The organism is Bacillus sp. MT94, assembly GCF_058792475.1.
Genome location: NZ_JBXAEZ010000003.1, coordinates 160,921 through 172,729, shown reverse-complemented (window position 1 = coordinate 172,729; position 11,809 = coordinate 160,921). Strand labels below are relative to the sequence as shown.

The following is an 11,809-nucleotide window of genomic DNA, read 5'->3' as shown; positions in this document are numbered from 1 at the left end:
CATCTAATAAAGAAGAGAATGAAATATTTTAAAAGGATAAAACAAATATGAAGATATTAAATTTTAAAAAAGGTGAGGAGGAAATATAGTAACGATTACATACAGTGTTCCATGTTTTATTACAAAATAGACGTGCTCAAATCGAACAAGTTTCTTCTATATAAATAGAGTGAAAAATGATTGGAATAAATGTAAAGGAACCTTGACGTAAAGTTTACTTTACATATATACTCGATATATGGAAGGAGGGAGAAATTTCCTTGGAAAATAAAATGGTCGAATACCGAAAAAAATTTGGACTATCTCAAGAAAAGTTGGCTGAGAAACTTGGAGTTTCCAGACAAACCATCATTTCAATTGAAAAGGGGAAATACGATCCATCACTTCCGCTAGCATTTGAAATAGCGAAAACATTTCAGACAACGATAGAACATGTATTTATTTATGAAGGAAAAGAAGAGGGGGAATAGGGATGAATTATTCACAAAAGTACTTTGTAATTATGGGGATTATTTTTCTATTTATGAGTGGATTTATGATATTAACAGGTATAATGACGCATTCTGCACCGCCAGCTATAACGTATCCATTGCTTGGGATGATGATTATGAGTTTCTGTCTAAGCTACTTGCACCCGCAATTTAAAGAAAAAGACGAGCGAATGAAACTTATTCGTTATAAAGGAATGTTTGTAACCTTTTTTGCATTAACAGCATATTATCTTCTTTTCTCTATCGGCTTAAACTTAAAAATACTTACACTATCTGCTACTGAATTATTGAATATACTTATGGCACTTACGATGAGTACCGTTTTTATCTCATTTGTTGTTTTGGCAAAAAGATATTAAGATGGAAGAGAGAGAGGAAGATTAACATATGCAAATGATGTATGCTTTTGGCATTGGGCTTGTATTATTTTTAGCAGTATTCTTATTTATTCGTAAAGACGTTCAAGGCGGGACGTTAACGAAAAGAGGCTTTTATAAAATGATCGGCTGTTTAGTTGTTATGTTTATTGCGATTATTGTAATGATTGTTTTAATAAGTCGGTCACTATAGAATGTAAAAACGGAACCTTACTGCGGTAAGGTTTTTTTATTGTTAAACCTAAAAATTACCACTAAATCCATTTACTATAAATAACTTATATTATATAATCCAATGAAATGATAGATAAGGAGTGTAGTATATGAATAAAAAAACTATCTTCTATTTATTAACTTGTCTACTACTTGTAGCTAGTACTGCTTATTATAATATGTAACAAACGAGAACAAGTGCCACCTATATTAGTATGGGACGAACAAGAATACTATGTTACGAATGAACCTGCCAAAGTAGAAGAAGTTGGGCAAAAACTTGGCGAAGTAACAAAGAAAATTAAAACAAGTAAAAAACCTACTAAAAATAAAGAATCTAATACATTACAAGAGAAAACAGAAGTATTCACAATGATTGAGGAAGAAAAAAGTGATTACCCGCCTTTAATCATAAAGGAAGCTTATAGTGATAAATATAGGGTAGTGAGGCCGATGTTGAAGCAAGTATTATGATGAAAAGGAGATTCATATGCAGACAGTAATTTCGTATCCGTGGGTGTTAAGAAAAATATTTGTCTTTTTCCTCCTATCGGTGCTGTTTACATTTTGATGAATAGAGGAGCGATACAAAAGAGAGATTTTATATTTATTATTTGCTGCTATGAATATATCACTTTGGTTATTGCTTATGATTTTTGATTGGAGTATGTGGATGGTAGTAGGGCATTATTTGTTTGGAGCAGTTGTTATTGTTTTTTCGAATATGAATAAGAGCTAAGCCAGCAACCTTAAAGTTGCTGGTTTTTATTTTGCTATTTATAATGAAGAAACATATAAATCAATATGTAAAGAAGGAATGGTATAGATAAAAGTAACGCCTGAACGGTTAGAACAGACTGCAAAGACAGTAAATAACATCAGGCACTTCTTAGAATACTTACATAATGACTTATACAATCAAATTAAGAATATCGCTATACAATGGAATGGAGCGAGTAGAGAACAATTTTAACAGAGATTTAACGAAGTAAAACCAAAAATGTTTAATGTTTTAATAGAAGTTAAAAACTACAATGTTTATTAATGAAATCTAGTGGTAGACTTTCATTAATAAACATTGTAGTAAAACAGTTTGAAGATAGATTGAAATATTTGCCCGAAGGTTCACATCAGACTGTCGTGATAGATGTGAGAGGACCAGATGGAACGAGAGAAACATTGAAGCAAATAAGAGAAGAAATAAATCAAAGAACATTTGGACAGGCAGAAATTATCATTAAAAAGATACAAAAAAGTAGGTTATATTACAGAGTTAGCACAAATGCATAAGTTATAATTTCAAGTGCCATAAGGATAACCCTGAGGAGAAAAAAGACTTCTGATTTTTAAGATTATATAAAATATTCATAGTTGCAAAAACTCTATTGTGGTAAAATATTCTATATAAATATTTAAAAGGGGAATGGCTATGGGGGATATAAAAGTTACTCCTGAACAGTTGCGAAAAGTGGCAGGGACTATTAGATCAACTATCACGAATGCAACTGCAACACAGGAGCGACTAAAACGAGATATTGATATGATTTCTAGTAATTGGTTGGGCTCAACCTATATGAAATTTAATACGGATTTCCGTGATTCATCCTTTAAGATGGCACAATTTATAATCATATTGGAGCCACTTGAGAAGTTTCTTCTTGATTCTGCTAATAAATTTGAACAAGTAGATAACATGGATGTTGCTATTGCGTTGGCTTCCAGTATTTTAACTGGGAAACCTTTTAAAGGGGATTACGAAACTTTAACAGGTGATTTTAAATTAGCAGAAGGAAATCGAGTGGGAATGAAAGCAGAAGGTTCATTGATAAAAGGTGAATATGAGATTTCGAAAGGAACAAAGCTTACTTTTAAAGGGGGAAATGGCTCCTTAGAGACCAGTGTTCCAATGGATGAAAAGACATTTATTAGTGATGTTGCAGGAGGGGGGTTAGTAGGGTTTAAAGTTGGTGCTTCTCTTTTTGAGGACTCAATAGAAAAAGAAATAAATAGCGGTTTTGCAGAAAAAGCAACAGTTACACAAAAGTTTGCAGATGCATCTGCTGTTGTTGGAATAGATGAGTATACTTTTCAGTTAGGAGCGGAAGTTACAGCACAGAAATATGAAGTTTTATTTGAAAAAATTGATATTCCAGACTTTATCCCATTTTTTAAGGATCATGATTTAACAGTTCGTTTAGAATATGGGTTTGGTACTGGAGGGGCTAAAATACACCTCGGTCAAGAGATGGGTGCATACTTTGGTAAAGCTCATGGCGGAGGTTTTTTTGCTAAATTTGAGAAGAATACAAAGGAGTAGTATGATGATAAAAATTGCGAGAATCGTAATGATGATAGCAATTGTAATTGTAATCATTGCAGGGCTAATAGCTCCATTTTCATTAAAAGAAAAGATGGTACATACATTCGGCATGCTTGTTTATGGTGCAATCGGGTTAGGTGGACTTACTTTAATAGACTACATCATTAAAAAGAAAAGAAAAGGAGAATAACTATGAAACTTTTACCAATCGGAACAGTAGTTAAGCTAGAAGATATAGAACAAATTTTAATGATTATTGGAAGAATGGTTGTATCAGCAGATAAACGTGATTTTGATTACGTAGGTGTTCCTTACCCAGTTGGCTATCTTGGGGATGAAAAAGTATTATGTTTTAATCACGATAAGATTGTAGAGGAAATGCATAGAGGGTATATGACTGAGAGTGAATTGATTCTACGTGAGAAATTAGTAGAATTATAGGTTAGTTGGAAAATACATATAGATTTTAAAAATACGATAGGGGAAACAAAATGGGAAAGATAATGAGAGCTATTGTAATCATTGGCATACTTGTTCCTCCAGTGCTGCTGTGGAGTGCACCTGATATTCCGCTAAATGATAAGTTGCTATTTACAAGCATACAACTAACTGTTGGATTCATCACAGTAGTAGCGTTAGAGATTATATTTAGAAATCGAAAAAAGAAGAGGGCAAAATAGATATAAATTGTATAGAATGGCAGATAAGAATATTGGTGGCTAATCTTCTCAATAAAAGAAATTAACAGAAGCAGGGAGAAATCCTTGCTTTATTTTTGTATAGAAGTACTAATTAGGGTATCATTAAATTAGGATGTTCGAGTCGGCTCGGCAGGTATTATCTATTAAACGTATCGTTGTTTACCTCCTCAGTTAATTCGTCTAGATTAAAACTAAGAGTTTCAGAGATTTTTCCAGCTCGTATGCTAACTACAATTGTACGAGGGGGACAGATTAGCGAACTCTTTTTCCTCCTTGAAATCCTTCATAGCAAACTTAAGTAGCATTTTCTTTTCATTCCTTTCTCCGTTTTATGGAAACCAAAAGAGGACTACCCCTGAGTCAGCTGGTTTGCTGATTAGAAGTAGTCCTCTTTTAACTTGTGGTGTCTGATGGAGACCTCCACAGTTTTAGCTTTTGAGAATACTCTCTCAAGCCTTGATACTATTAGGTTTTATGACCCCGGAGAGGCTCGAACTCACGACCTCCACCCTGTCAAGGTGGCGCTCTCCCTGCTGAGCTACGGGATCCCAACTATAAATGTTACCATCAGCAATGTGTTTTCATTTCATTCGTGTAATTGGAGGATTTGTATAATTTATTGAATATTGTAACATTTGATGTATTCCTATAATAGCAACAAACTTTAATAGTGTAAAGATGTAATTTTCTGAATGTTATCATTCCAATTTGTATATAAAAAATAAGCCCCGAAGAGCTTATTTCAATAATAATAATATCACTGCAATTATCAATGATATCATCAAAAATACAAGTATAAATAATGGAGCTCGTTCATGAGCTATCTTCCTGTAAGTGTCATTGAAGCTGTATAAATTGTATCTACAGAACCGTCAGCATTTGTAATTTTAACTTTGTAACGATATTCCCCGTTTTCTGGAAGTTGTCCACCCCAACCAGTTGTATTGTAAAATTCTTCGTTTGTTCCAGCTGGTAATTCGGAGCCGAAATTGAAGTCAGTTTCATAGTAACCCCAGCCACTTGCCCATTTCTTTTCAATAGTTACACGATAGCGCACATCTTCAGCTCTATCATTTGTGATTTTTGCAATCATATTTTGGCCGTAGCTGTACTCTGTAGCGTGTAATTGAATTGTGAAACCATTCAACGTTTCGCTAGGACCACAAATATAACGACAGAACTCGCTTGCTCCGTCAGCATTTGCCTTCGGTGTATCAATGTTCATAGCTGTTAAACCGCCTAAAGTTAAAGCTCCTGTTAATAATACTTTACCAAATGCTTTCACTTAAAATTCCCCCTAAGTATATTTTCAATTCGTTCGATAGATATCACATTAAGTAGTTTTATAACATTAATCTAATCGAACACTTTTTTCCTCGAGTGCATTCGCTATGAATCTTTCATCTTGTAGTAATCTAATCTCTACATAAAATTTCATAGTTTTGATTCCATATATGTATCATGATTTACATAGAACAAATCTGTTAATACGTTTTGGTTAATTGCTTATCCCACTACTTTTTATTACCTTTTATTGGTAAAACATTGGTTTTATTATATACCATTATTATCTATTTACAAGAGAAAATAATCCTGTATGCAAAAATGCATAATAAAAACCACTACTTGTATTCTGAATTACAGAATACAAGTAGTGTTGGGTTTCAATTAATATTTAATTGGAACCTAATGCTAATTTTTTATGTTTAACAGTATACATATATCACTGTTTTTTTTAGTCATAATTGATAAAATTTGTTCAGGGGACGCTCTTCCTGTTGAGCTATGGGATCTTTAAAAGGGAAAGTATAAGCGATTATGAGAGTAATGTATGAAGGGATAATGATGAGAAGCGAATTTAGTAGAAAGTAGTCTTTGGATGTAGAGGTTATATTATTTCCGATACCAATCGAAAGGACCTTCATCACTCAAATCAACAAGAAAAGGTAACAAGAAGTGTAAAGGTAAGCTTATAAGTTCTGGCATAGCGTTCACTGTTTTCTTTGATAGATATTGCCTCCCAAAACAATACGGACAATCTTTTTCAAATGCCAAGAGTATCGACCATACGTCTTTTACTTTCCATTTCGTTTTACAATACGTACAACGCGCCATTGAGTTCCTCCTCAGTTTAAGGTGTTTTCTAATATATTCTACTTTATTGTACGAAAGTCATTTGAATTTGATGTGGTAAAATGCAAAACAAGCCTAACCTCGTTCTACATTCAGGAAGGGGCTAGGCTTGTTTTAATTCCGTTCAAAGTCTCTTTGTATCAGGCTGTTTATACATTGCCTAGATAGCTTCGTGTTAAATTCGGGAGAATAATTTTTCCGTTTTTACTGTATTTTTCGAATAGCTCTGATAGGAGAAAAATAAAATTTTTATACTGTTCGTCATTTTCTTTCGGAGCATAAGATGCTGATAAATTCCTTCCCAAAAACCCTTCATAATCAAAAAGTAAATCATTTTGATATTCTTTAAAATCATACTTTCCATCTTTAAAAAAGTTGTTAAATACTTCTGGAGTTTCATCTATTCCACCGCTAAAGCCTTTAAAGTTTGGACAGGTTTTCTGGCAAATTTCTGCATTCTCTTTAATAAGTGGACTAGTTAAACCTCTACTATTCCAAACAAGTGCAACATTTGCTTTTTGTTTTAAAATTCGTTGGCATTCGATTTTGAAAGCCTCTTTATCAAACCAATGAAATGCTTGGACAACAGTTACTAAATCTACACTATTTTCTTTTAAAGTGGTATTTTCAGCAGTTGCTTTTATGGATTGAAAACGAGAATATAGTTTTAACGATTGCTCAGCCATCTTTCTCATATCATCATTTGGCTCAACTCCAATAACATGTAAACCACTTTCAAGCAGCTGGTGGCTAAATATCCCCGTACCTGAACCAATATCAGCCACAATCCGATTTCCTTTCAGTTGGTTAGCTGAAAGCAAGTAATCAATATATTCATTAGGATAACTAGGGCGATATTTTGCATATATATCGGCCCTGTCAGTAAAATTTTCTGTTGTTTTCACAGTACTACCTTCTTTCTTACGATATTATGTACAGAAATAGAAATTAAATATGAATTCCGGCATCAGTCTCTAAGTCTACAACTTAAGAGTCCAGCTAAATAGAAAGCCTCAGTTTCTTTATTCAAATATCCTTTATCCGTTTAGTATACTATTTTAGATAATATCTTCCAAAAGACTAGAATGGCTTACTCAATTATGTTTTAAAGTGTATATTTTTATGGATTTATTTAATAATTTATGAGCGATTGTATGTCGTATTACGTTTACGTAGGTAAGAGATTTTCATTTTTGCTATTTAAATTGGCCAATATATCCTTTTTACAATTTACTGAAAATCATGTATAACAGAGATACATGATTATTTTATCTCGCTATTTGCGGGCAGTAAGATCCCTTACCTCGAAATTTAGCAAAAGTAAAGAAGTTAGGTTGGGGTCGGGATGGCCGTAAAAGTCCGATTGGTGAGGGTTGATGAAAGTTTCACTTTATAAATATTCAGAAGTAGAGGGAGAAAAGTTGTAATGGTAAGAAAAACGTTCAAGATGCGCGTGTCTAAAAATAGAACGATTTCGATTAATGGCTCGATTCTTGATGTGGATGTTACACATGATGAATTTTTACAAGAGTTTGTTGAGTGGGTTGATTCTAAAGGTTGGTCGTTTATGGGGATAACCGATGAGATTACGCCCGAGGAAGCTAGTCAAAAGTTAATAGATTCGTTGATAGATGAGAAGGATAAGAAAGAGTAATTCCTTCTTATTTTTATTGTATATTTATGTTCTTTATCGTAAAAATATGATATAGTAAAAAATAGTGAAAATTCTTCCAGTTTAATACAAATTACATATGATTGGTAGATTTCTTATTTTGTTAGAGGAGTAAATGGAAAAGGGAGAGTCATATGGTAAATTTTAAGAAAATTTTGGTTTTTATTACAGTTATTTGTTTGTTTTTGTTGACACCTATGACATTGCGTGCTGAGACGAATATTGGAGTAAATCCAGAACAAGTTGCACCACCACCTGCAGAAGGACCGAATGTTTTTAGTCAGTTTGCAACGACAATTGATGCGAAAACAGGAGATGTTATGTATGACAAAAACGCATATCACCGAGCATATCCTGCTAGTACGACGAAGGTGTTAACAGCGATTTTACTCATGGAGCATACAAAGCCAGAGGATCAATTTACATTTTCACAATTAGCATTAGATCAAGAGAAGAGTAATTATCAAATTGAGTTTCAACCTGGAGAGACAATTAATAGAAATACTGCGCTTATGATTTTAATGGTGCTGAGTGCGAATGATGTGTCGTATGCGATTGCGGAGCGGATTGGCGGGAGTGTTGAGAATTTCGCTAATATGATGAATGAGAAAGCGAAGCAATTAGGGGCGAAAGATAGCCACTTTGTAACACCGAATGGACTGCATGATCCGAACCATTATACGACGCCGTATGATATGGCTATGATTACGAAGGGTGTGCAAAAGTATCCTGAAATTTTACAAGCGATGAATACGAAAAGAACGACAGTTACGACGTCTAGGCAGACGGTGTCTATTTTTAATAAATCTAATTTTTTTGAAAATCCATATAGCATTGGCGGTAAGACAGGGTTTACGAATGAAGCGCGTAATACGCTTGTTTTATTAAATGAGAAAGATGGAAACCGTATTATAAGCGTAGTAATGGCTTCTCAAAGACCTGAAATTTATGAAGATTTGAAGCAGATGGCGGAATATTCTTTCGGTCAATTTACGAAGCAAATGGTGCTGGATAAACATAATTGGCATCAAAAAACAACATATTTAAATAAAGATGTTAATTCTGAGTTGGAACAAAGTGCGGAGCTTATGCTTAAGAAAGATGAAGGAAAAAATGTGAAAACTATTTTCCGGGCGGCTTCATTAGATAAAGAATCTTTATATCATAAAGGAATACATCGTGGTGAGGTAGTTGGTGCAGTTGATATTACGAAAAATAATCAAACAATTGCGACGGTAAATGTTCTTTCAACAGAAGATGTCACTTTTGCGATGCCTAAAAAAGATACAACTATGCCTGAAGTAAAAGACTCAAATGTTAAAGTAATAAGTGTTGGGATAGGTGCGATTGTATTATTTGGAGCAATTTTATATGTAGTGTTGCGCCGAAATACAAAAGGAATGAAATCAGAAGGTAAATAAATTACTAATAAAAAGATTGTGTGAAATTTTGGCACAGTCTTTTTTTTATACTTTAAATAACTAATAATTGTAAATTTTCTTATTGCAATAACTTAAAGTTCGTTATATCATTTACTTGTGTTCTTGTTAAAGAACATAATAGATATTGCATACTTCAAATAATATAAAACAACGGAGAGGGAGAGAGACGATGAAATTAATTTGGAAGGTAATTAGCAACGCGATCTCATTTGTTTTATTTGCATTGATGGTTTTTTTAGCTTTTGTAGTTATTTCTTCAAAAGCGAGCGGTGGTGATCCGACAGTGATGGGATATCAATTTAAGAGCGTTCTTTCAGGATCAATGGAGCCGACGTTTTTAACAGGATCAATCATTGCAATAGAACCAAACAAAGATGGTTCTAAATATCAAAAAGGTGATGTTATTACCTTTAAAGAGAAAGATCAAAAAATTATCACTCACCGTATTATCGGTGTGAAAGATACAAATGGAAAAGTAATGTATGAAACAAAAGGGGATAACAACAACGGACCAGATTTAGAGCCAGTACTTGCAGAAAATGTAGTTGGAAAGTATGCAGATATTACAGTTCCGTACGTTGGTTATTTACTGAATTATGCGAATTCAAAAGCGGGAGCAGCATTACTTCTTATTATTCCAGGAGTCTTTTTACTTGGATATTCCGCGATTTCTATTTTTGGGGCTATTCGTAGCATTGACGGAGAAAAGAAAGATAAAAAAGTAGAACAATCCGTCTAGTTCGTTTGGTTATACTTTCCGTTTAGGAAGTTAACAAATATATATATATTAAGGGGATATGGACATGACTTTAAAGAAAAAATTAGGAATGGGTATTACATCAGCAGTACTAGGAGCAGCGTTAGTTGGTGGAGGAACATTTGCATTTTTCAGTGATAAAGAAGTGTCAAACAATACATTTGCGGCTGGGACACTGGATTTAGCATTAAATCCATCAACAGTTGTTAACGTATCGAATTTAAAACCTGGGGATACAATTGAAAAAGAATTTAAACTAGAAAATAAAGGCTCTTTAGATATTAAAAAGGTTTTACTGAAAACAGATTATAATGTAGAAGATGTAAAGAAAGATAATAAAGATGATTTTGGTAAACATATTAAAGTAACATTCTTAAAAAATGTAGATAAGCATGAGACAATTGTGAAACAAACCACTTTAGATAAATTAAAAGGTGACACACTTACAGCTGTAGATAATGATTTATCGGCTTGGTTCTGGGATGAAAAAGGTATTTCAGCAGGTAAATCTGATAAATTCAAAGTGAAATTTGAGTTCGTTGATAATGGAAAAGATCAAAATCAATTCCAAGGCGATAAGTTACAATTAAATTGGACGTTTGATGCACAACAAACAGCAGGTGAAGAAAGATAATAACAAAAAGGGCTATCACATGGATAGCCCTTTTTCTATTTTTCTAGTATTTGTCTATCAATTTTAATAGTTCTTTACTATAATATAGATAATGTTCTGTATAAAGAACGTAATGTTCGATGGGAGAGATTAAGATGCTGAAAAGACCGCGTAATTTTAAAAAGATGCTTATATTGCCGTGTATGTGTTCTATTACGTTTTATTTAGGATCTCAAATTATGACGCATACAGAAGCGGCGTTCATTCATGAAACGAAAGTAGAAGCGACGTTTTCTACAGCAATTATATTTCCGAAAACAGTTAATACGTTAAAAGAGCAATCTGAGAAACATAAACAGTTTATTGAGCGTGAGTATGGAACGATGAAGGGAAAATCGAAAGCAACTTCTATTGAAGAAATAAAACAGGCGATTTCTGTATGGCAACAAGGGCGTGAGAAAATTGTTGCTGAGAAGGAAGCCCTGCAAAATGTATATACTGAAATAGAAGCTCCTTACAATCAAATACAAGAAGAATTAAAGGTAAATAAAGATGAGTCGATGCAGCAAGTGTCCATATATGTAAATGAAGGCTTCCGCAGTATCAAAGAGAAGCGTGACTATATTGAGAAAGAAATTAGCTTGAAAGCTATTGATGAGCAAATTCAGGCTCTTCAGCAACAATTAAACATTGCAATTGAAGCGGAAGGACAAAAGAAAGCCGAAGAACAAAAGAAAGTAGAAGAACAAAAGAAAGTAGAAGAACAGAAGAAAGTAGAAGAACAAAAGAAAGTAGAAGAACAGAAGAAAGTAGAAGAACAGAAGAAAGTAGAAGAACAAAAGAAAGCCGAAGAACAGAAGAAAGTAGAAGAACAGAAGAAAGTAGAAGAACAAAAGAAAGCCGAAGAACAGAAGAAAGTAGAAGAACAGAAAAAAGTAGAAGAGCAAAAGAAAGCGGAAGAACAGAAAAAGCTAGAAGAGCAGAAGAAAGCGGAGTAACTGCTTTAGTGAAACAGTCAGAAAACAAGAATGTGGTGTAAGAGAGAGTGAACGAATAAGTAAGACTAGTAATATTTATACGAGTGTGAGGG

General features: G+C 33.4%; 17 protein-coding genes, 1 tRNA gene and 2 pseudogenes. 16 read left to right on the top strand and 4 right to left on the bottom strand.

From position 1 onward, the window contains the following. Positions 1–260 precede the first annotated feature (260 nt). The 11 genes and pseudogenes from AC1Q51_RS12645 (at position 261) to AC1Q51_RS12595 (ending at position 4,081) form a co-directional block, all read left to right on the top strand. Positions 261–470, top strand: coding sequence for a helix-turn-helix transcriptional regulator (locus AC1Q51_RS12645; protein WP_000428506.1), 210 nt, complete (start codon positions 261–263; stop codon positions 468–470). 2 nt (positions 471–472) lie between these two features. Next, positions 473–850, top strand: coding sequence for a hypothetical protein (locus AC1Q51_RS12640; RefSeq protein ID WP_001109901.1), 378 nt, complete (start codon positions 473–475; stop codon positions 848–850). A 28-nt stretch (positions 851–878) separates the two neighbouring features. Then, the gene (locus tag AC1Q51_RS12635) at positions 879–1,061 is read left to right on the top strand and encodes a DUF3976 domain-containing protein (protein WP_001178303.1); all 183 of its coding nucleotides are present in this window, start codon (positions 879–881) and stop codon (positions 1,059–1,061) included. A gap of 130 nt (positions 1,062–1,191) precedes the next feature. Then, positions 1,192–1,555, top strand: a pseudogene (locus AC1Q51_RS12630) (hypothetical protein). 16 nt (positions 1,556–1,571) lie between these two features. After that, positions 1,572–1,820 (top strand): annotated as a pseudogene (locus AC1Q51_RS12625) (hypothetical protein). Between the two features lie 87 nt (positions 1,821–1,907). Further along, a complete protein-coding gene (locus tag AC1Q51_RS12620; protein ID WP_080546092.1) occupies positions 1,908–2,054 on the top strand; it encodes a WXG100 family type VII secretion target in 147 nt (48 codons plus the stop codon). 71 nt (positions 2,055–2,125) lie between these two features. Further along, positions 2,126–2,371, top strand: coding sequence for a hypothetical protein (locus tag AC1Q51_RS12615; protein WP_423114384.1), 246 nt, complete (start codon positions 2,126–2,128; stop codon positions 2,369–2,371). Positions 2,372–2,510: 139 nt separating this feature from the next. Further along, positions 2,511–3,398 (top strand): WXG100 family type VII secretion target, encoded by an 888-nt coding sequence (locus tag AC1Q51_RS12610; protein WP_000502309.1) that lies wholly within the window; start codon positions 2,511–2,513, stop codon positions 3,396–3,398. Positions 3,399–3,402: 4 nt separating this feature from the next. After that, positions 3,403–3,591, top strand: a complete 189-nt coding sequence (locus AC1Q51_RS12605; protein ID WP_000589990.1) for a hypothetical protein — start codon at positions 3,403–3,405, stop codon at positions 3,589–3,591. A 2-nt stretch (positions 3,592–3,593) separates the two neighbouring features. Next, entirely contained in the window at positions 3,594–3,842 is a 249-nt protein-coding gene (locus AC1Q51_RS12600; RefSeq protein WP_097997098.1) for a DUF4176 domain-containing protein, read from the top strand. Between the two features lie 50 nt (positions 3,843–3,892). Continuing rightward, the gene (locus AC1Q51_RS12595) at positions 3,893–4,081 is read left to right on the top strand and encodes a hypothetical protein (protein ID WP_000516409.1); all 189 of its coding nucleotides are present in this window, start codon (positions 3,893–3,895) and stop codon (positions 4,079–4,081) included. Positions 4,082–4,577: 496 nt separating this feature from the next. Here the strand turns inward: AC1Q51_RS12595 and AC1Q51_RS12590 are convergent. The 4 genes from AC1Q51_RS12590 to AC1Q51_RS12575 form a co-directional block, all read right to left on the bottom strand. Beyond that, positions 4,578–4,650, bottom strand: a tRNA-Val gene (locus AC1Q51_RS12590). A gap of 272 nt (positions 4,651–4,922) precedes the next feature. Next, positions 4,923–5,387, bottom strand: coding sequence for a hypothetical protein (locus tag AC1Q51_RS12585; protein ID WP_090975860.1), 465 nt, complete (start codon positions 5,385–5,387; stop codon positions 4,923–4,925). Positions 5,388–5,995: 608 nt separating this feature from the next. Beyond that, positions 5,996–6,217 carry a hypothetical protein gene (locus AC1Q51_RS12580; protein WP_098836228.1) on the bottom strand — a complete coding sequence of 74 codons (222 nt, stop codon included), beginning with the start codon at positions 6,215–6,217 and terminating at the stop codon, positions 5,996–5,998. Between the two features lie 167 nt (positions 6,218–6,384). Further along, on the bottom strand, positions 6,385–7,140 hold the full coding sequence (locus tag AC1Q51_RS12575; RefSeq protein WP_492331540.1) for a class I SAM-dependent methyltransferase: 756 nt from the start codon (positions 7,138–7,140) through the stop codon (positions 6,385–6,387). A 521-nt stretch (positions 7,141–7,661) separates the two neighbouring features. On the opposite strand from AC1Q51_RS12575, the gene AC1Q51_RS12570 reads away from it, so the two are divergent. The 5 genes from AC1Q51_RS12570 to AC1Q51_RS12550 all read left to right on the top strand — a co-directional run bounded on the left by AC1Q51_RS12570 (position 7,662) and on the right by AC1Q51_RS12550 (position 11,717). Next, the gene (locus AC1Q51_RS12570) at positions 7,662–7,889 is read left to right on the top strand and encodes a hypothetical protein (RefSeq protein WP_000251856.1); all 228 of its coding nucleotides are present in this window, start codon (positions 7,662–7,664) and stop codon (positions 7,887–7,889) included. Positions 7,890–8,041: 152 nt separating this feature from the next. Then, positions 8,042–9,328 carry a D-alanyl-D-alanine carboxypeptidase family protein gene (locus tag AC1Q51_RS12565; protein ID WP_016513126.1) on the top strand — a complete coding sequence of 429 codons (1,287 nt, stop codon included), beginning with the start codon at positions 8,042–8,044 and terminating at the stop codon, positions 9,326–9,328. Positions 9,329–9,518: 190 nt separating this feature from the next. Continuing rightward, the gene (gene sipW, locus AC1Q51_RS12560; RefSeq protein ID WP_000767802.1) at positions 9,519–10,088 is read left to right on the top strand and encodes a signal peptidase I SipW; all 570 of its coding nucleotides are present in this window, start codon (positions 9,519–9,521) and stop codon (positions 10,086–10,088) included. A gap of 64 nt (positions 10,089–10,152) precedes the next feature. After that, on the top strand, positions 10,153–10,740 hold the full coding sequence (locus tag AC1Q51_RS12555) for a CalY family protein (protein ID WP_000172852.1): 588 nt from the start codon (positions 10,153–10,155) through the stop codon (positions 10,738–10,740). Between the two features lie 134 nt (positions 10,741–10,874). Next, positions 10,875–11,717, top strand: coding sequence for a DUF4047 domain-containing protein (locus tag AC1Q51_RS12550; RefSeq protein ID WP_492331539.1), 843 nt, complete (start codon positions 10,875–10,877; stop codon positions 11,715–11,717). Positions 11,718–11,809: the final 92 nt, after the last annotated feature.

Bases quoted from the DNA above. Each gene is read 5' to 3' on its own strand.
- AC1Q51_RS12640 (WP_001109901.1), top strand. From the start codon at position 473: ATGAATTATTCACAAAAGTACTTTGTAATTATGGGGATTATTTTTCTA.
- AC1Q51_RS12635 (WP_001178303.1), top strand. From the start codon at position 879: ATGCAAATGATGTATGCTTTTGGCATTGGGCTTGTATTATTTTTAGCA.
- AC1Q51_RS12615 (WP_423114384.1), top strand. From the start codon at position 2,126: ATGAAATCTAGTGGTAGACTTTCATTAATAAACATTGTAGTAAAACAG.
- AC1Q51_RS12610 (WP_000502309.1), top strand. From the start codon at position 2,511: ATGGGGGATATAAAAGTTACTCCTGAACAGTTGCGAAAAGTGGCAGGG.
- AC1Q51_RS12605 (WP_000589990.1), top strand. From the start codon at position 3,403: ATGATAAAAATTGCGAGAATCGTAATGATGATAGCAATTGTAATTGTA.
- AC1Q51_RS12600 (WP_097997098.1), top strand. From the start codon at position 3,594: ATGAAACTTTTACCAATCGGAACAGTAGTTAAGCTAGAAGATATAGAA.
- AC1Q51_RS12595 (WP_000516409.1), top strand. From the start codon at position 3,893: ATGGGAAAGATAATGAGAGCTATTGTAATCATTGGCATACTTGTTCCT.
- AC1Q51_RS12580 (WP_098836228.1), bottom strand. From the start codon at position 6,217: ATGGCGCGTTGTACGTATTGTAAAACGAAATGGAAAGTAAAAGACGTA.
- AC1Q51_RS12570 (WP_000251856.1), top strand. From the start codon at position 7,662: ATGGTAAGAAAAACGTTCAAGATGCGCGTGTCTAAAAATAGAACGATT.
- AC1Q51_RS12565 (WP_016513126.1), top strand. From the start codon at position 8,042: ATGGTAAATTTTAAGAAAATTTTGGTTTTTATTACAGTTATTTGTTTG.
- sipW (WP_000767802.1), top strand. From the start codon at position 9,519: ATGAAATTAATTTGGAAGGTAATTAGCAACGCGATCTCATTTGTTTTA.
- AC1Q51_RS12555 (WP_000172852.1), top strand. From the start codon at position 10,153: ATGACTTTAAAGAAAAAATTAGGAATGGGTATTACATCAGCAGTACTA.
- AC1Q51_RS12550 (WP_492331539.1), top strand. From the start codon at position 10,875: ATGCTGAAAAGACCGCGTAATTTTAAAAAGATGCTTATATTGCCGTGT.